The following is an 18,518-nucleotide window of genomic DNA, read 5'->3' as shown; positions in this document are numbered from 1 at the left end:
GGCCGCTACTTCAGGCTCGCCGCGGCGTCGTCGAGGGCCGCCTGCGGCGTCTTCGAGCCGGTCAGCGACTCCTGGATCGCGGTCCAGAGCGCCTTCGAGGTGTCGGGGTAGGCGACTCCGAGGTCGCTGGTGCGTCCCTGCGCGACCGAGATGGCCTCGACCCACGGCTGGAGCGCGGGGTCCTCGGTCGCCTGCTCGGCGGCCGCGTCGGCGTACGGCATGATGTACGACTGGCCGGCCGCCCACGCCTTCAGACTGTCGGGCTGGATGACGCACTGCGCGAACTCCGTCGCGAGGGTCTGCTTCGCGGCGTCGGAGGCGACCACCTCGACGAACTCGCCGCCGAGCGGGCTCGGTGCCGCTCCCCCGTCCTTCGCCGGGATCGGTACGACGCCGTAGTCGATGCCCGCCTCGTCGAGGGCGGAGAGCTGCCACGTGCCGTTGACCATCATCCCGAGCTTGCCGGCGAGGAACTGGTCGCGGACGTCCTGCTGGTTGGCGTTCACGTTCGCCTGCGAGGCCGATCCGCTCTTCACCAGGTCGGTCCAGAGCGCGAGCGCCGAGACGGCGTCGTCGGAGGAGATGTCCTCGAGGGTGGCGCCGGAGCCCCAGAAGAAGGGCAGGAACTGGAACGTGCCCTCTTCCGTGCCGATCGCCGAGAAGCCCAGCCCGGTGACGTCGCCCGTGGTGAGTGCCTTCGCGGCGGTCGTCAGCTCGTCCCAGGTCGTCGGCGGGGTGACGCCGGCAGCCTGGAAGAGCGCCTTGTTGTAGAAGAGCGCGAGGGTGTTCGACCCGATCGAGGAGCCGTAGGTCTTCCCGTCCAGCTGGCCGGCCGCGAGCACGTTCGGGAGGACGTCGGTCGTGTCGAGGCCGGAGGTCGCGTTGTCGACGAGCAGGCCGGTGTCGGCGAACTTCGCGACGTTGGGGTTGTCGAGGACGACAAGGTTCGGCGTCGTCTTCGATGCGGCCGACTGCAGGAGCTTGGTGGTGAGGTCGGGGTCGGAGGTGCGCTCGAGGGTGATCCCGGTCGAGGCCTCGCAGCCGGCCAGGAGCTGGCCGTAGGGCGACGACGCGTCGTACTGGGTGAAGCTGTCCCAGAGGGTGAGCGACTTCGACGAGTCGTCGCCCGCTCCCTGTGCGCTGCACGCGCTGAGGGCGACTCCGGCGAGGAGGACGAGGGAGGCGGCGCCTGCAGCCCGCTTGATGCTGTTCTTCACGGTATTCCTCTCTGAATACGGTCGGATCGAGCGGAGCGCTCGCGCCGGGAAGAGCCTCCGGAGGCACCCGCCGAGGCGGTCCGTCCGGAAGTCGTGGCGAGCCTAACCGAGTTGGAGAACCGGTTCAATAGATCACGGAGAACCGGTTCACCGACCGCTGGCTGAACGCCGCGGACGACTGGGTCGACCTCAGCCGCGCGCCCGCCGCCACGAGGGGACGACGCCCCGGCTGGTGCCCGGCGAGAAGGGCGCGGTGGTGCCCAGGTCGACGACGACCGCGGGCAGCAGCTCCGTCACTCCCGGAGTCGCGGTGCCGGCGAGCTCGTCGAGCACCAGGTCGACCGCCCGCGAGACCATCTGGTCGCCGGGCAGGTCCACGACGGTGACCGGCTGGTCGGCGTGGCGCATCACCGCCTCCGGGGCGATGGTCATGATCGAGCAGTCCTCCGGGACGCGCAGGCGCAGGCCGCTGAGGCGCTGCAGGAACGGCTCGAGCACGCCCGGCCCGTGCGTGACCACGGCGCTGAGGCCGGGGAGCTGCTCCTGCGCCTGCTCGAACCAGTCGTCGACGTCGTCGGTGCTGGGGATGACGGCGCCCCGCACGCCGCGCAGGCGGCACTGGTCGAGGAAGCCCTCGCGGAACCGCAGTGCGAAGGCGTAGCCGCTCTCGTAGGCGTCGGGGCCCATGCCGAGGACCGCGATCTCGACGTGCCCGAGGTCGGCGAGGTGGTCGACGGCGACCCGCGCGGCGCCGTCGAAGTCGAGGTCGATCGCGCTGAACGGGCTGCCCTCGCCCGGGTAGCCGACCAGCGCGGTCGGCAGGCCTATGCTCGCGAGGACCGGCAGCCGGGGGTCGTCCCGGCGGATGTCCATCACGACGAGCGCATCGGCGAGGACATCGCGTGAGAGCTCCCCCTCGCCCGTGCCCATCATCAGCAGGTCGAAGCCCCGGGCGCGGGCCGCGTACATCGCCGCCCGCACGAAGCGCATGAAGACGTCGACGTCGGTCTGCCGCGACTCCGGATCGACGGAGGCGAAGAAGCCCAGGATGTTCGTGCGCCGCAGCGCCAGGGCCCGCGCCATCGGGTCGGGCCGGTAGCCGAGCCGCTCCACGCTCGCGAGCACGCGCAGGCGGGTCGCCTCCGGGAGCTTCTTGTTGCCGGAGAGCACGTAGGACACCGTGCTGCGGGCCACCCCCGCATCGGCCGCGACGTCGCGAATGGTCACCATGGGCTCAGCGTAGTGAGGGCTCAGCGGCGGAAGGGCCCGCCATCGGCCCCCTCGACCGGTGGGCGGCAGCGTGCAGACCCGGGCGGTCGGGCCGTCCCGCGGACGTCGGCAGGGGCCGAGCAGGTGCTCCCGGTTGCGCGCGCATCCGGCCGGCACGTACGGTCGTCGGGTACCTCGTCGCGAGCCGCGACGTCGGTGCGGCCGCCATACCGGCCGATCCAGCGGCTCGCGGTCACGGGGGCTCCCCGCACGGAAGACGGATTCTTGCGCTCCAGCACCGGTACTGCGTCCACGACGCAGCAGCTGCTCTCGCACTGACGTCCCCCGTGCCCGCCCCTCAGGGGCGAGCCGCTGCTCCCTCGGAGCCCGGTGGTCGTCGTGCGCCGACACCGACCCCTGGAGCACCGTGCCCTCCACGTCCCGCACCACCCCGCCCGCCGTCGTCCTCCACGACTGCACGTTCGTCTGTCCCGACGGCTCCGTCGTCCTCGATCGCGTCACCGCTGCGTTCGGCCGTGGTCGCACCGGTCTCGTCGGCGCGAACGGCGCCGGCAAGTCGACCCTCGTCCGCCTCGTCACTGGCGACCTCTCCCCCTCCGCCGGGAACGTCTCGACGACGGGACCCGTCGACCTGCTGCCCCAGCGCCTCCGGCGGGGGCCCGACGACACCGTCGCCGATCTCCTCGGGATCCGGCAGCGCCTGGACGCGCTGCACGCGATCCTCCGCGGTGACGCGGATCCGCGGCACTTCGAGGTGCTCGCGGATGACTGGGACCTCGAGGCCCGGGCGCTCGCCGCACTCGGCGACGCCGGTCTCGACCTGGAGGAGGCGGACCTGCTGCGGCCGGTCGCGACCCTCTCGGGAGGGCAGGCCGTCCTCACGGCCGTGACCGGCGTCCGGCTGCGCGACCGGCCGATCGCCGTGCTCGACGAGCCGACGAACGACCTCGACCGGCGCTCCCGGGGGCTTCTGCTCGACCTGGTCGACCGGTGGCGCGGGACGCTCGTGCTCGTCAGCCACGACCGGGAGCTGCTCGAGCACGTCGACGAGATCGCGGAGCTGCGCGACGGCGCGGTCCGCACCTCCGGCGGGACGCTCTCGGCGTTCGAGGAGCGGCTCGCCCTCGAGCAGGCGGCCGCGGAGCGCGAACTGCGCGACGCCGACCGGCTGCTGCGCGCCGAGCGGCGGCAGCGCATCGAGGCCGAGACCACCATCGCGCGCCGGGCGCGGGCGGGAGCGCGATCGGCGGAGTCGATGCCGGCGATCCTCGCGCACGCCAGGAAGGGCCGGGCCGAGGCGACCGCGGGGCGCCTGCGCTCCGGGCACGGCGCCGCGGAGGCGCAGGCCCGCCAGCGGGTCGACGCCGCGTCGCGAGCGGTGCGGGACGACGACCGGGTCCGCCTCGACCTGCCGGACCCCGGGGTCGCGGCGGGACGTCGCCTCGCCGAGCTGACGGTCGGCGGTCGGACCACGGTCCTCCAGGGGCCGGAACGGATCGCCGTGACAGGCGCGAACGGGACAGGGAAGACGACCCTCCTGGAGCAGCTCGTCGGCGCGGCGGGAGCGCGTGAGCATCCGCTGCCCGGCACGACGGCCGCAGCACGCACGGACCGGATCGGCTGGCTTCCGCAGCGTCGCGACAGCCTTCTCGACGAGGAGGCGACCGCACGGGAGCACGTCGCGCGGGCCGCGCCGGACCTTCCGGTCGTCGAGCTGCGGAACGCCCTCGCGCGGCTCCTTGTGCGCGGCGACGTGGTCGATCGGCCGATCGTGACGCTCTCGGGCGGCGAGCGCTTCCGCGTGGCCCTCGCCGGGCTCGTGCTGGCGCAGCCCGCGCCGCAGCTGCTGGTGCTCGACGAGTTGACGAACGACCTCGACACGGCCACGGCCGACCACCTCGTCGACGTGCTCGCCGCGTGGCGGGGCGGCCTGATCGTCGTCAGCCACGACGAGGCGTTCCTCGACCGGCTCGGACTCCACTCCCGAGTGGTGCTCGACGCGGAGTGACGGCTGGTCCCCCGGCCTCCGGCGGTTCTGGCCTCGACCGTGCCCCTGCCGCCGGGGAGACTGGCCGGGCCCCTCCCGCCCCCAGCGAACGGACCGACGTGCTCACCGGACTCAGCGCCTTCCCCCTCACACCGCTGCGCGACGACAGCATCGACGAGCGGTCGTTCGCCGCTCTCGTCGAGCGGCTCGCGCGCGCGGGAGTCGATTCGATCGGCGCACTGGGCTCGACCGGGTCGGCTCCGTACCTGGACCGCGGCGAGCGCCGGCGCGCCGCCGAGATCGCCGTCCGCAGCGCCGGCCCGGTGCCGGTCGTGATCGGGATCGGGGCGCTGCGCACCTCGCAGGTGCTGGCGCTCGCCGAGGACGCGCAGACCGCCGGGGCGAGCGCGGTGCTCCTGGCGCCGATCGGCTACCAGCCGCTGACGGACGAGGACGTGCTCGGGCTCTACGAGGACGTGACGGCTCAGCTCTCGGTGCCGCTCGTCGTGTACGACAACCCCGGGACCACGCGCTTCTCCTTCTCCGACGACCTCTACGGGGCCGTCGCCCGGCTGCCGCCGGTCGCCTCCCTCAAGATCCCCGGTGTGCCGGAGGGGGCGGGTTCCGCCGCGGCGCACGTGCGCGAGATCAGGGCGCGGGTGCCGGAAGGGGTCACCATCGGGGTCTCGGGGGACGCCGCCGGTGCGCGCGGGCTTCTCGGCGGCTGCGACGCCTGGTACTCGGTGATCGGCGGCCTCTTCCCGCGGGCGGCGCTGTCGATCGCCCGGGCGGCGCAGTCGGGCGACGAGGCGGCCGCGAGCGCGGCATCGGCGCGCCTGCAGCCCGTCTGGGACCTCTTCGCGGAGCACGGCGGCAGCAACCGCGTGGTCGCGGCGATGGCGGAGCAGCTCGGTCTGGCCGAGGCGCGCTGCCTCCCGCGTCCGGTCCGCGGGCTCGACACACGGGCGCGGGCCCGGGTCGCGGAGGTCCTGGCGGAGCTGGGGTCCGTGCTGGAGTGATGCTGGGGCGGGCCGACCGGGAGGACGGGCCGGATGGGAGGACGGGCCGGACGGGAGTATGCGTGGTCGCTTCGGACGCCCGGAGGGGCGGGCCGGGGGTGTCCCCGACCCGCCCCTCCGGCGACACGCGACCTCAGCAGGCTTTGGACGCGCGGTAGGTGTTGCGCCCGGCGGCCACGAACAGCGCGTCGAGGACTCGGGCCTTGCCCGGCGCGACGGAGTAGCAGCTGCCGTCGAAGTCGGCGATGATGTCGGCCTTGCGCTCGACGGTGCTCGACCCGCAGTTGCGGAAGACGAGAGCGCGCTGGCGCAGGACGCCCTCGGGTCCGAGGGTGGCGCCGGTGGCCACCTCCTGGGCTCCGCACGCGTAGCTCGCGGCGTTGACGTACTGGCCGTTCGCGACCTCGGCCGCGGAGGCGGGTGTCGCGACGGCGACGACGCCGACGGAGGCGATGGCGCCCGTGAGAGCGAGGGTGGCAAGAGTCCGTCGAAGAGTCATGATCGTTTCTCCTTCTGCTTCTCGGTTCCTCCACGCTGGCACCGGTCCGCCGGCGAGCGCGAGGAACCTGGGAGCCTTCCCACCGGGGGCCCAGACCGGTGCGGGGAAGTGCTCCGGAACGGGGCGAAAGGGTCGGAAGCGGCGGGGCGGGCGATCAGGAACGGGCCCGAGACCGCTGCCTGAGCGCATCGGTCCGCCGCCGATGCGGTCGCCGAGCTGCCGACCGTTCCGCCAGCGGCGTCGTCCCTTCCGTCGTCTCGCGACTGGCGCGCATCGACGCATCGTCCGGCCCGTCCTCCCGCTAGCGTTGTGGGCACACCCCCCGCCGACCCGGACCGTCCGCTGATCTCGTCGGCGCGCGGTCCCTGCACGAGGAGCTCCCGTGTCCCCCGACGAATCCGCAGGAACCCCCTCCCGAGCCCCCGGTCTCCGGCGGCGCACCGTCATGGGCGGCGCGCTCTCCGGTGCTCTCGCCCTGGGGGCGGCGGCGCTCCCGGCCGTCTCCGCCGCCGCCTCCCCCGTTCCCGGCCTCCCCGGGGAGAAGTCCCGGACGATCAATGTGACGACGAAGAACCGCGGCGTCCTCTACGACGTCCTCACGATCTCGATCGGCGGAGACCTCGCGCGCGTCTTCGTCCCGCAGACCGTGAAGCCGCGGCAGGCGGCGCCCGTCCCGGTCATCTGGTTCATCCACTCGGCGCAGGCCGACCACACGTCGCTGTCCAGCGTCTTCCAGTACCCGGCCGAGCTCGCCGTCGAGCGGGGCGCCATCGCGATCTGCCAGACGCTCGGCGGCACGGTCTGGACCAACGACACCGCGCAGAAGCACCAGCGGAACGGCTACGCCTACCTCTCCGGCCAGTTCCCGATCGCCGCGAGCTACCTCTGGGCGATGTCAGCGGGCGGGGCGCTCGCCTGCGAGAACTACGGCGCCCGGGTCTTCCCGGGGATCAACGGCGTGTACCTGGTCAACGGCGTCTACGACCTGCGCGACACCTACAGCCGCACCGCGCGAGGCCGCTTCTCGATCGGCGGCGCCTTCGACGGCAGCACCGCTCAGATCGACTCCCACAACCCGAAGCGGCTGCCCGCCTCCGCCTGGGCGGGCGCGAACATCCGCGCCGTGGTCTCCGACACGGCGCACCCGGACCCGAGCGTTCCGCCCGCTCTGCACGGACTCGCCCTCGTCTCGCGAGCGACACCGACGGCGAGGGAGGCGACTGTGCGGACGCACGGGCTCGGCCACAACGCGCCGTCGTGGGTGAACCAGGACGGCATCGACGCGATCTTCCGCTGGCACACCGGGCAGGGCTCGGCGCCCGCTCCCGCGCCCACCGCGACGCCGACGAGGACTCCCACTCCGACGGCGACGCCGACGAGGACTCCCACTCCCACGGCGACGCCCACCCCCACCAGGGCGCCGGTCGTCGTCCGCCCCTCACCCGCCGGCGGCTGGGACTTCGATCAGGCGGACGCCCCGTACGCGGGAGGGGCGGGGTCTCCGTTCCGACCGCGCTGAGCGGTCGTCAGCCGCTCCACCGGGAGGGCGTGCCGAAGGCGGTGCTCCGCGGCGCCCTCTTCCGGACAGGGCCGCTAGAGGACATTGTCAGCGGCGGGACGGCCGTGCCACGGTTCGAGGGCGGCCGATGAGGGCCGTCCCGACCGAAGGCAGCACATGCGCTCCAGCACCGTCCCTCGTCCTCCCGCCGTCGAGGACGGCACGTCGCAGCCGCGGGATCCAGGGGCGGCACGACGGCTCCGGCGGGGCCTGCTCGGGCTGACCGCCACCGTCGCGCTCCTCGTCGGCGCCGCTGTCCCCCTCGCGGCGGTCGCCGCTCCGTCGGCCCCGGTCCTCGGGGTGGCGGCCTGGGGAAGCAGCGCCGACGGGAAGACCACGGTCCCGGCCGGAGTCGAGGGCGCCCTCTCCCTCGCCGCGGGTCGGACCCACAGCCTCGCCGCGAACGGCGACGGCAGGGTCGTCGCCTGGGGGCGCGGTTCGTCCGGGCAGACCAGCGTCCCCGACGGTCTCACGGGGGTCGTCGCCGTCTCCGCCGGCGACTACAGCAGCCATGCTCTGAAGAGCGACGGGACCGTCGTCTCCTGGGGCTACGACGGTGACGGACAGGTCTCGAGGAGCGCCGCGCTGACCGGGATCGTCGCGATCTCGTCCTCCCGCGACAACAGCCTCGCGCTCGGCAGCGACGGCACCGTCACCTCCTGGGGCAGCAACGGGCTGGGCGAGGGCCTGGTCCCGACCGGGCTCGGAGACGTCACGGCCATCGCCGCGGGCCAGCGCCACAGCCTCGCCGTGTCCGGCGGCAGGGTGGTCGCCTGGGGCTGGGACCTCTACGGGCAGACCGACGTCCCCGCGGGCCTCGAGGGCGTGGTCGCCGTCGCGGCGGGAGAGACCCACAGCCTCGCGCTGAAGGAGGACGGCACCGTCGTCGCCTGGGGTGCGAGCTCCGACTCGGTCGTCGTCGACTACGGCCAGACCACGGTGCCGGAAGGTCTGTCCGGAGTCGTGGCGATCGCCGCCGCGTCGGACTACAGCCTCGCGCTGAAGGGCGACGGCACGGTCGTCGGCTGGGGCCGGAGCTCGGCCGGGCAGCTGCAGTTCCCCGCGGGTCTCGCCGGCACGACCGCTCTCGCGGCCGGACCCGATCACGTCCTGGCCCGGGGCCCGCGTCCCGTCCTGACGGCGGATACTCCTCCCGCGTCCGGGTCGCTCGGAGCGGCCGTCTCGTACACCTTCGCGGCCGACCGCCCCGCCTCGTTCGCGGTCGCCTCCGGCTCCCTCCCCGACGGCCTGACCCTCAGCGCGTCCGGACTCCTCTCCGGCACGCCGACGACCGCGGGGACGTCCACCTTCGCCGTCTCCGCACGGAACCCCTTCGGGGCCACCGTCGGCGCCACGCACACGTTCGCCGTCGCGGAGACGACGGTCGCGCCGACGCTGGCGGGCGACCCGCCCGCCGCGACGGTCGGCACCCCGTACGACTTCGACTACAGCGTGACGGGCACCCCCGTGCCGACGGTCTCGCTCGTCTCCGGCCGGCTCCCCGCGGGCCTGAGCCTCGATGAGCGCGGCGGCCTGACCGGGACGCCGACCACCGCCGGCCGCTCCACCTTCACGCTGCGGGCCTCGAGCACCGCCGGGAGCGCGGAGACCACCAGCACCGTCGTCGTCTCCCCCGCGGACGCGGCACCCGCGATCTCGGGCACCCCCGGGGCGGGCGTCGTCGGCACCCCTTACGACTTCGCCTACACCGTCGCGGGCTTCCCCGCGCCGTCGGTGAACGTCTCCTCCGGTGCGCTCCCGCCCGGCCTCACCCTCACTCCGGCCGGACGCCTGTCGGGGACTCCGTCCGAGGCGGGCACCTTCGCGTTCACGCTGGCGGCCCGCACCGGCACCGCCTCCGCGGAGACCACCAGCACCGTCACCGTCTCGTCGCAGACGGTCGCGCCGACCCTCTCCGGGACGGTCGCGGCGGGCGTCGTCGGCTCGGCCTACGACTTCCGCTACGCGGTGAGCGGCACGCCCGCCCCGTCGGTCTCCCTGGTCTCCGGCGCACTGCCCGCCGGGCTCACCCTCGACGCGACCGGGCGCCTCTCCGGGACGCCGACCACGGCCGGGACCACCACCTTCAGCATCCGGGCCGTGAACTCGGCGGGCACGGCACGGGCGACGAGCACGCTGACGGTCTCGCCGAAGCAGGTCGCGACGAAGGCCGATCTGCGCGTCGACCTCTCCGGGCCTGTCTCGGCGGTGAAGGGGAGGACGCTCACCTACACCCTCATCACGACGAACGCCGGTCCGGCCGCGTCGGCGTCGGTCTTCTCGCAGGTCGTCCTGCCCGCGGGCGTGCAGTTCGTCTCGGCGACCGGCTCGTACACCAGGGTCGGGAACGTCGTGGTGTTCCAGCGGGTCGGCCTGGCGGACGGGCGGAACGTGTCGGAGAAGATCACGGTGAGGGCGACCGTCCCGGGCACGGCGACCGCGCTGGGAGCGGCGTTCTCGACGAAGACGCCGGACCCGTCGATCCGCAGCAATGCGGACACGGCGAGCACGACGATCCGCTGACCGCGGGAGCGTGACGGCGGGCGGTCCCTCGAGGGCCGCCCGCCGTTCCGCGTGCCGGGAGGGTGGAGGTCCGGCACGCCCGCGCCTCGTCTCCGACCGCTAGCCGACCTGAGGGCGGTAGAAGCGCACGACCGGGAGGGCTGCCGTCGGCGTCTCGCGCACGACGATCTCGAGGCGCTGGATCAGGGCCGGGACGGTCGGCGTGGTCTCGAACCGGCACTCGAGCTCCCCGTCGCGGCCCGGCAGGAGGAAGGCCGCCTGCGCTGCGGAGGCGCTCCAGAGCAATCGCTCTGCCAGCGGCCGCGCGGTCGGGTCCTCGGCGAGCCCGCCGATCTCCGCGATCGCCGTGCCGAGGCGGCGAGCGCGCACGTCGGCCGGCACATCGCTCAGCAGGTTGGGGCTGAACAGGGCGCCGCTGCCCGGCTCCCCCGCCCGGGCGAGGTCTCCCGCGACGATCGCGGCCTCGACGGCGGCGGCCGCGGCGAGGGTCGACGGGAGGAGGGCGATGGTCCGCGCCGGCGGAGCGGTGTCCTCGAGGGCGGCGCGGAGCAGTCCCGTCGCGGCGGCGGCGAGCTTCGCCCCGTTCGCGGTCGCGAAGACCACGGCCCCCAGGCCCGACTCCAGATGCCAGCGCATGTTCGACGACCAGCCCGGCAGGCCGCCGGAGTGGTGGGCGATCCCGCCGAAGCGGACGTCGTGCTCGACGACCAGGCCGAACCCGTAGGCGGAGCCGTCGAGCGTGCTCTCGACGGCGCGAGGGCTCAGCGCGGGGACCGGCGTCCAGCCGCGCTGCATCTCGCGGCGGGAGGCGCGGCTCAGCACCGGATCGTCGTCCGCGCCGTCCTCGCCCTCGAACGCGGAGGAGAGCCAGCCGCTCCAGCGGGCGATGTCGCCGACCGTACTGAACATGCTCGCCGCGCAGGCGCCCGCTCCGGTGCCGGTGACGGGGCGGGGCACCCAGGTCGCTCCATCGTCGAAGGTGCTGAAGCCGGCCGCCAGGTCGGTGCCGTCGGGGTAGTGGCCGCTGTCGTAGCGCGTGTCGTGGAGACCGAGCGGCTCGAGGATCGTCCGCGTCGCGAAGGAGGGGAAGTCCTCGCCGGTCGCGTTCTCGACGAGCACGCCGAGCAGCCAGAAGCCGATGTTGGAGTACTGGTAGACCTCGCCCGGCCGCTCCGTGAAGGTCAGCCCGCGGCCGACGACCTCGAGGAACTCCTCCCGCGTCAGAGCCATGACGTCGTCGGCCCAGCCGTTGTCCTCCGGGAGCCCCGAGCAGTTGCTGAGGAGCATCCGGATCGTCACGGGCAGCGTCCGGCCCGCGGAGTCGACCGGATCGGTGAACTCGGGAACGTGATCGGCGATGCGGTCGTCGAGGCGGAGCAGCCCGCGGTCGCGCAGGATCAGCACCGCCGCCGCCTCGAAGCTCTTGGACATGGAGGCGATGCGGTGCACGGTCCCGGGCCCGGGAGCGGCCCCGTCGAGGCGGTGCTCGCCGCGGCCGTGGTGGACGAGCAGCCCGGTGCGGTCGAACAGGGCCCAGCTCAGCGAGGGGGCCGGCGGCGCCTCCTCGTCGAACCACCGAGCCAGCCGGTCCTGGAGCGGCGGGGAGAGGAGCGTCGGCCGAGGGAGCGTCATGCCCTCATCCTCCCGCACGCGGCACAGGCCCAGGCGGAGGAGCAGATCCGTCGAGCGCTCGTCCTGGTCCGGCGGACGGACGAGTCCCGTCGAGAGCCTGAGCGACCGCCGTCACCTGCGAGCCGGACGAGGAACTTCTCAGGTCCTCTTGCGTGTCGCAGGCCCGGAACCTAGTTTTGTCGAACCGGTTCGAAGCACTGTTGCTCCGACCCCGGACCGACGCCCGCCGTCGTCCGGCCGGCTGTCCCCACAGAAAGTGACCAGCGTGACAACGATGTCCTCCCCGAGGCGCGGCACCCGCTCCCTCGCCCTCGCGCTGAGTGCCGCGACACTCGCCGCCCTCGCCGTCGCTCTCCCGAGCGCCGAGTCCGCCTCCGCGGCCGACACCACCGTCCCCGCCGACGCGCTCATCCTCCAGTACGACTTCGAGCAGGGGCAGGTGTCCGGATCCACGGTCGCCGACCTCTCGTCGAAGAAGCTCGACGGCACCGTCGTCAACAGCGCGAGAGCGACGTACGTCGCGGGTCGGAAGGCCGGTACGACGGCGATCGACCTTCCCGGGGGCGCGGCGGACTCGACCTCCGCGCCCTACCTGACCGTGCCGAACGGGCTCTTCCAGGGCGTGACGCAGACCACCGTCTCCGCCTGGACGAAGTGGTCCGGCACCGGGGGCTTCCAGTGGCTGTGGTGCCTGGGCATCAGCCCCGACGCCGCGTCGGCCTTCGCTCCGTCGTTCGACGGCGGCAGCGCCCGCGCGATCATCAAGCAGCTGAAGGACGGCGGCGAGACCGGGGTCTCCAGCTCCTCGCCGCTGCAGAAGGACCAGTGGGTCAACGTCACCGCGACGATGGACGGCACGACCGTGACCCTCTACCTCAACGGTCTGCAGGTCGCGACGGCTCCCGCCTCCGTCGATCTCGCGAAGCAGCTCTACTCCGCCTCCGCCTCCAAGAGCGGCAACATCGGCCGGGCGCTCTGGAACGTGCACCCCTACTTCGACGGAGCGATCGACGACTTCCGCGTCTACAACCGCGCCCTGACCGCCGCTCAGGTCCGGGGGCTGGCGGGCGACGCCGCACCGGCCGTCACCGGCGTTCTCTCGACAAGCGTCGCGGTGACCACCGGCATCGGCGTCGCGCCGGCCCTGCCGGGGGTCCCCGCCACCTACTCCGACGGCGTGAACCGCGACGCCCCGGTCACCTGGGAGAGCGTCCCCGCTGCCGCCTACGCTAAGCGCGGAACCTTCACCGTGAAGGGCACCGTCACCGGCCTCGGCACCGCGGTCACGGCGACCGTCACGGTGCGCGCACTCGACGAGATGACCATCGACCTCGGCACGAGCACCGGAGAGTTCATGGGCGGCGCGTCCGGCACCCTCTACGGGGTCTACGGCGAGGGCCTCCCCTCCGACAACCTCCTCGAGGGGATCGACCTGCGCACGGTCTCGACCAAGGCGCAGGACGGGCCGCAGCACCCGGGCGCCGACGCGCTCAGCGTCGCGAAAGCCGTCGCCGACACCTCGGACGGCGACACCTACATCTACATGACGGACATCTACCGCGGCTTCCCCTACGAGTGGCCGGGCAGCACTCCCCAGGAGAAGCTGGCCGACTACCAGGCGAAGATCGCCACGCAGGTCGACCAGGTGCTCGCGCTCCCCGAGGAGTACCAGGACAACATCGTGTTCGTGCCGTTCAACGAGCCCGAGGGCAACATGTTCGGCAACGGGAAGTGGAGCTACGACGGGAAGAGCTGGCTGGAGGACCCGACCGCGTTCTTCGCGGCCTGGGACAGCACCTACGCGCTGATCCGCGACAGGATGCCCGACGCCCGCATCGCCGGACCGAACACCAGCGTCCTCTACGACCAGGTCCGCGGGTTCATGACCCACACGCTCGAGCAGGACACCGTCCCCGACGTGATGACCTGGCACGAGCTGAGCGCCCCGGGTGAGATCCGCACCAACGTCGACCGCTTCCGGGCCTGGGAGGACGAGCTGTACGCGGGCACGTCCTACGCCGGGAAGCACCTGCCGGTGAACCTCAACGAGTACGCCTTCAACTACCACACCTCCGTGCCCGGCCAGATGGTCCAGTGGATCAGCGCGCTCGAGGACAAGAAGGTCGACGGCGACATCGCCTACTGGAACATCGACGGCAACCTCTCCGACTCCGCGGTGCAGGCCAACCGCGCCAACGGCCAGTGGTGGCTCCTCAACGCCTACGCCTCGATGACCGGCGACACTGTCGCGGTCACGCCGCCCAAGCCCGGCCAGAGCTACACCCTCCAGGGCGTCGCGACCCTCGACACCGCCGCCAAGCAGGCGAGAGCCCTCTTCGGAGGCGTCGGCGGCTCGCAGAAGGTCGCGTTCGAGAGCGTCCCGGCCGCCACCTTCGGCTCGAAGGTCCACGTGGAGGTCAGCGAGATCCGCTGGACCGGCCAGGTCGGCGACTCGGGAGCCCCGCAGACGGTGAAGGAGTTCGACGCGTCCGTCGTGGACGGCGCCCTCTCGCTGGACTTCGGCGGATCCCTCCCCGCGCTCGACATCGACTCCGCCTACGAGGTCGTCCTGACCCCGGGCGCCAACGCGTCGTCGCCGTCCGCCTCGCCCGTCGACTTCCGCCAGAAGTACGAGGCCGAGGACGCTCGCTACACCGGATCGCGGAACCTCAACGGACCCGAGGGCTCGCCGACCAACGTCGGCGGCTTCTACACCTCGGGTGGACGCAACGTGGGCGGGATCCGCACCGGCGGCGACCTGAAGCTCGACTTCGCGGTCACCGTCCCGAAGGACGGCGAGTACGACCTCAGCGTCTTCGCCAACTCCCTCAACACCTACGCCGCCAACGCCCAGCAGGGCCCGATCAACGCGTTCCTGAGCGTCGACGGCGCTGCGGAGCAGGAGATCCTCCTTCCGCTGGCCTACAAGTTCGTGGTCTGGGACCACGCGGACACGAAGGTGAAGCTGACCGCCGGCACCCACACGATCTCGCTCGCCGCGAAGAACCTCGCCGGCACGAAGTCGACCGTGGGCGACGCGATCGTCGACAAGATCGAGCTCTCCCTCCCCAGCGCGGCCGCCGCGACCTCGATCCACGAGGCCGAGACCGGCACGCTCGAGAACGGAGCGACGGCCGACTACTCCCGCACCGGGGTCTCCGGATCGGGCACGGCGATGCTCACCAGCGGCGCCTCCACCACTGTCTGGGGCTACTCCGCGAAGGACGCGCCGTCCTCCGTGACGGTGGACACCCTGGGCGGCGGCACCGGCGACCTCTACGTCAACGACGTGAAGGTCGGGCCGGTGGGCGCGAGCTCGACCCGTCAGGTCTTCCTCTCGGGCGGCGTGAACAAGATCGAGGTCGTCGGCACGAGCGGCACGCTCCTCGTCGATCGGATCGTCATCGGAGCGAGCGCGAACCCGCCCGCGACGACGAGCTACGAAGCGGAGGCGGCCACGATCACCGGCCCCGCCACTGTCCGCGACCTGTCCTTCGCGTCGGGCGGCAAGGCCGTCGGGAACATCGGCGGCGGACGCGACGGCGATTCGACCCTGACCTTCGGCGACGTGAAGGCCGAGCAGGACGGGACGTACGCGCTCACGCTGCGCTACTCCAACGAGGAGCAGTCCCCCGCGACGCACTACAACCCCGACCCGCTCGCCCGCCACGCGGACATCACGGTCAACGGAGTGACGCAGCGCGTGCTCTTCCCGCACACGTTCCACCAGAACCAGCTGTGGGACCTGAGCGTGCCGGTCACGCTCAGGAAGGGCTCGAACACCATCGCGATCACCTCGAAGGAGCTCCCGGGCTTCGACGGGACGACCTACCTCTCCGACACCTTCCCCGGCGTCCTGCTCACCTCGCAGTACGCGCCCAACATCGACAGGATCTCGGTCACGCCCTTCGTCGGACGGACCGCGGGCTTGACGGTGACCGGCACGGCGGCCTCGCGCTGCACGGCGGGGAAGGTCACGATCACGGGGACGGCGACCAACACCAGCGCGGTCGCCGCTGACATCACGATCGGTTCGGCCTGGGGCACGAAGACCTTCACCGGGGTCGCTCCCGGCAAGACGGTCTCGGCCGCCTTCAGCACCCGCGCTGCGAGCGTCGGAGCCGGCGCTCTCGACGTGCGGATCGCGGGGACTGTCGACGGCGCTGCGGCGAGCGGATCCACGGCACCGGCCTACGGTGCGGCGCGCTGCGGCTGATCCGTCCAGAACGCGCTGACGCGGCCGGGCTCCTCGTGCGCCCGGCCGCGTCGGCGTGCCGTCGGGACCGGACGGGCCGCGACGGGGACGAGCGCGCCGTGGACGAGCAGAGCGCCGGAGCCGGAGCGTCCGGTCCTCGGGCAGCGGACGCGGCGCCCGAGTTGCGTGCGCCGCGCCGCACTGCCACTCTCGACACGGTTCGAGCGGGGGTGGAGATGGCCACGATCGGAGACGTCGCGAAAGCGGCCGGGGTCTCGCGCAGCACGGTGTCGTACGTCCTCTCCGGCAAGCGCAGCATCTCCCCCGAGACGCGCAAGCGGATCGAGGACGCGATCGCCGAGCTCGACTTCACGGTCAACGCCGGAGCACGAGCGCTCGCCACGCGCCGCACCATGGCGCTGGGCCTGCTCGTCCACTTCGACCCGGACGAGTTCGCACCCGCGATGGTCGAGTACGTGCTCCCCATCACGGCCCGCGCCCGCGAGCTCGGCTACGACGTGCTGCTGGCCACCGAGTCCGACGGGGCGGCTGCGGTCCGCCGGCTCACGCGCTCCGGCCAGGTCGACGGACTGATCCTCCTGAGCGTCGCGGACGACGACGACCGGCTGCCCGTCCTGCGCGCCTCGCGCCGGCCCGGTGCCGCCCTCGGCGTGCCCGCGGACGCCTCCGGGGTGGACGTCTTCGACCTCGACTTCGGCGACGCGGCCCGCCTGCTGATCGAGCACCTGGGCGCCCTCGGGCATCGGAGCATCGGTCTCATCACTCCTCCTGAGCGCGTCTTCGACCGCGGAGGCACCTACGGGCTCCGGTTCCGCGAGTCGGCTCTCGAGACCGCCGGCCGGCTCGGCATCGAGCTGGTGCTGCGCCCGGCCGCCACCGCCGCCGACGCCGTCGAGCCGATGGTCGCGGCGTTCCTCGGTGACCACCCCGGTCTCACGGCGCTGGTCGTCCATAGCGACCGCACGATCGCGATGCTCCCGGCGATCCTCGGCCGACGGGCCGTCGTCGTGCCCGAGCAGCTCTCGGTCGTGAGCCTCTACTCGGCGGAGTTCGCCCGCGACTTCTCACTCCCCTACAGCTATGTCGAGACCGGCCCCGCCGAACTCGGTGCACACCTGGTGGACACCCTCGTCGAGCGGATCGAGCAGCCGTCCCGCGGCGAGGAGCCGTCGATCCGCCTCCTGCCCGCCCGGCTCGTCGACCGCGGGAGCGCCCGCGCGGTCTGAGCACCGCTCCGAGGCGCCCGAGGCCGCTCAGAAGCGCGAGGCGACCTCGTAGAGGACCTCGTCGTCGCCCGCGTAGATCCCGTCCCGGCGCGGCCAGTGCGCGATGACGTCCGTGAAGCCGAGCTCCTCCGCCCGGCCGGCCATGTCCTCGAACCGGGCGACGCTCTCGAGGGAGTAGTCGCTCCCGGAGTCGAGGGACAGGTGGCGCTCGACGGTGCGCGGGTCGCGCCCGGCCGTCTCGAGCGCTGCGTCGAGCCGCCCGGAGAGAGACGCGATCGCCCGCCACCACTCCTCGCTCGACACTCCCTCCGGGCCGGTGGTGACCCAGCCCTGCCCGCGCTCGGCGACGAGCGCGAGGCCCTTCGGCCCGTTCGCGGCGAGGACGAGCGGGACGCGAGGGCGCTGCACGGGCTCGCCCACCATGCGCGCCGAGCGGGCGGTGAACCACTCCCCCTCGAGGTCCACGCCGCCCGAGCCGGGCTCCTCGAAGCGCAGCAGCGCGTCGAGGGCCGAGACGAACTCGGAGAAGCGCTCGTGCCGCTGCCGGGGCGAGTACTCGGGCTGTCCGAGCACGCGCGCGTCGAAGCCCGTGCCGCCCGAGCCGACCCCGAGGACCGTCCGACCGCCCGAGATCTCGTCCAGCGTCGCGATCTCCTTGGCGAACGGCACCGGGTGGCGGAAGTTCGGGGAGGCCACGAACGTGCCCAGCCGGAGCGTCTCGGTCACCATCGCAGCAGCGGTGAGGGTGGGGACGGTCGCGTGCCACGGCTCGCCGGCGAGGGAGCGCCAGGAGAGGTGGTCGTACGTCCACGCGTGGTCGAAGCCCAGGCCCTCGGCCGACTGCCACTTCCGGCGGGCCTCGGCCCACGGGTCCTGCGGGAGGATGACGATGCCGTGTCGCATCGTCCGAGTGTACGAGCGCAGTCGGGTCAGAGCGCGGCAGGCGGCACCGGGGGCGGATCGGGCACCTCGTCCACGACCGAGCGAGGGACCATCAGGGTCGGCATCCGCACGCGCAGGCGCAGCGGTTCCCGCTCCTCCAGGCCGAGCAGCTCGCGGGCGGCGCTCCGCACCTGCCGGGCCAGCGCCGGGTGCACGGCTCCCGGGTCCTCGAACGCGGCGACCAGCTCGCGCAGCACTCGGGTGGTGCTCCGCGGGTCGCCCTTCTGCCTGGGCATCGGATCGGCCCCTCACTCTCGGCACGGCCGTCAGGGTCCCGGCGGTGCAGCGGATGTCTCGCGCCGACGGTAGGGCCGGGGACGGCGCCGTGGCACTGAGGTTGACAACGGGAGCGCCCGGCGGATCGCCGTGCGGAGGGGGCGGTCCTGGCGTGGGCGGTCCTGGCCTGGGCGGTCGTGGCGTCGGCGGACGACCACCGCCCGGGGAGCCTGCTTCCGTGCCCGCACCCGTC

General features: G+C 73.2%; 12 protein-coding genes. 6 read left to right on the top strand and 6 right to left on the bottom strand.

The genetic code is table 11. From position 1 onward, the window contains the following. Window positions 1–5: 5 nt before the first annotated feature. Window positions 6–1,217, bottom strand: a complete 1,212-nt coding sequence (locus C5D44_RS01085; RefSeq protein ID WP_181109966.1) for an extracellular solute-binding protein — start codon at window positions 1,215–1,217, stop codon at window positions 6–8. 189 nt (window positions 1,218–1,406) lie between these two features. After that, window positions 1,407–2,447: a LacI family DNA-binding transcriptional regulator gene (locus tag C5D44_RS01080; RefSeq protein ID WP_104275653.1), complete on the bottom strand. Its 1,041-nt coding sequence runs from the start codon at window positions 2,445–2,447 to the stop codon at window positions 1,407–1,409. Window positions 2,448–2,853: 406 nt separating this feature from the next. Between C5D44_RS01080 and C5D44_RS01075 the strand changes: the two genes are divergently transcribed. After that, window positions 2,854–4,455, top strand: a complete 1,602-nt coding sequence (locus tag C5D44_RS01075) for an ATP-binding cassette domain-containing protein (RefSeq protein ID WP_104280590.1) — start codon at window positions 2,854–2,856, stop codon at window positions 4,453–4,455. Window positions 4,456–4,553: 98 nt separating this feature from the next. Then, window positions 4,554–5,453, top strand: a complete 900-nt coding sequence (locus tag C5D44_RS01070) for a dihydrodipicolinate synthase family protein (RefSeq protein ID WP_104280589.1) — start codon at window positions 4,554–4,556, stop codon at window positions 5,451–5,453. 133 nt (window positions 5,454–5,586) lie between these two features. Here the strand turns inward: C5D44_RS01070 and C5D44_RS01065 are convergent, their stop codons facing one another. Continuing rightward, window positions 5,587–5,952 carry a hypothetical protein gene (locus C5D44_RS01065; RefSeq protein ID WP_104280588.1) on the bottom strand — a complete coding sequence of 122 codons (366 nt, stop codon included), beginning with the start codon at window positions 5,950–5,952 and terminating at the stop codon, window positions 5,587–5,589. Window positions 5,953–6,334: 382 nt separating this feature from the next. Between C5D44_RS01065 and C5D44_RS17840 the strand changes: the two genes are divergently transcribed. Together C5D44_RS17840 and C5D44_RS01055 are read left to right on the top strand one after the other, a co-directional pair. Continuing rightward, on the top strand, window positions 6,335–7,471 hold the full coding sequence (locus tag C5D44_RS17840) for a hypothetical protein (protein ID WP_181109964.1): 1,137 nt from the start codon (window positions 6,335–6,337) through the stop codon (window positions 7,469–7,471). Window positions 7,472–7,627: 156 nt separating this feature from the next. After that, window positions 7,628–10,033, top strand: a complete 2,406-nt coding sequence (locus tag C5D44_RS01055) for a putative Ig domain-containing protein (protein ID WP_104280587.1) — start codon at window positions 7,628–7,630, stop codon at window positions 10,031–10,033. 99 nt (window positions 10,034–10,132) lie between these two features. Here the strand turns inward: C5D44_RS01055 and C5D44_RS01050 are convergent, their stop codons facing one another. Then, window positions 10,133–11,665, bottom strand: coding sequence for a serine hydrolase (locus C5D44_RS01050; protein ID WP_104280586.1), 1,533 nt, complete (start codon window positions 11,663–11,665; stop codon window positions 10,133–10,135). Between the two features lie 274 nt (window positions 11,666–11,939). Here C5D44_RS01050 and C5D44_RS01045 point away from each other — a divergent pair, with 274 nt between their 5' ends. Beyond that, window positions 11,940–15,881 (top strand): LamG-like jellyroll fold domain-containing protein, encoded by a 3,942-nt coding sequence (locus tag C5D44_RS01045; RefSeq protein WP_104280585.1) that lies wholly within the window; start codon window positions 11,940–11,942, stop codon window positions 15,879–15,881. Window positions 15,882–16,096: 215 nt separating this feature from the next. Continuing rightward, complete coding sequence (locus C5D44_RS01040; RefSeq protein ID WP_104280683.1) at window positions 16,097–17,107, top strand: LacI family DNA-binding transcriptional regulator; 1,011 nt, start codon at window positions 16,097–16,099, stop codon at window positions 17,105–17,107. A 27-nt stretch (window positions 17,108–17,134) separates the two neighbouring features. Here the strand turns inward: C5D44_RS01040 and C5D44_RS01035 are convergent, their stop codons facing one another. Further along, entirely contained in the window at window positions 17,135–18,010 is an 876-nt protein-coding gene (locus C5D44_RS01035) for an LLM class flavin-dependent oxidoreductase (RefSeq protein ID WP_104280584.1), read from the bottom strand. Between the two features lie 26 nt (window positions 18,011–18,036). After that, window positions 18,037–18,285: a hypothetical protein gene (locus C5D44_RS01030; protein ID WP_146082496.1), complete on the bottom strand. Its 249-nt coding sequence runs from the start codon at window positions 18,283–18,285 to the stop codon at window positions 18,037–18,039. Between the last annotated feature and the right edge of the window lie 233 nt (window positions 18,286–18,518).

This window comes from Rathayibacter sp. AY1B5 (assembly GCF_002932795.1).
Lineage (GTDB): Bacteria > Actinomycetota > Actinomycetes > Actinomycetales > Microbacteriaceae > Rathayibacter.
The sequence above is the reverse complement of the archived record's forward strand: the minus strand, read 5'-3'. Positions and strand labels throughout refer to the sequence as shown.

What these genes read in the sequence shown, in the direction of transcription:
- C5D44_RS01035 (WP_104280584.1), bottom strand. Translation starts at nt 18,010, where the DNA reads ATGCGACACGGCATCGTCATCCTCCCGCAGGACCCGTGGGCCGAGGCC.
- C5D44_RS01080 (WP_104275653.1), bottom strand. Translation starts at nt 2,447, where the DNA reads ATGGTGACCATTCGCGACGTCGCGGCCGATGCGGGGGTGGCCCGCAGC.
- C5D44_RS01065 (WP_104280588.1), bottom strand. Translation starts at nt 5,952, where the DNA reads ATGACTCTTCGACGGACTCTTGCCACCCTCGCTCTCACGGGCGCCATC.
- C5D44_RS01030 (WP_146082496.1), bottom strand. Translation starts at nt 18,285, where the DNA reads ATGCCCAGGCAGAAGGGCGACCCGCGGAGCACCACCCGAGTGCTGCGC.
- C5D44_RS01045 (WP_104280585.1), top strand. Translation starts at nt 11,940, where the DNA reads ATGTCCTCCCCGAGGCGCGGCACCCGCTCCCTCGCCCTCGCGCTGAGT.
- C5D44_RS01050 (WP_104280586.1), bottom strand. Translation starts at nt 11,665, where the DNA reads ATGACGCTCCCTCGGCCGACGCTCCTCTCCCCGCCGCTCCAGGACCGG.
- C5D44_RS01040 (WP_104280683.1), top strand. Translation starts at nt 16,097, where the DNA reads ATGGCCACGATCGGAGACGTCGCGAAAGCGGCCGGGGTCTCGCGCAGC.
- C5D44_RS01055 (WP_104280587.1), top strand. Translation starts at nt 7,628, where the DNA reads ATGCGCTCCAGCACCGTCCCTCGTCCTCCCGCCGTCGAGGACGGCACG.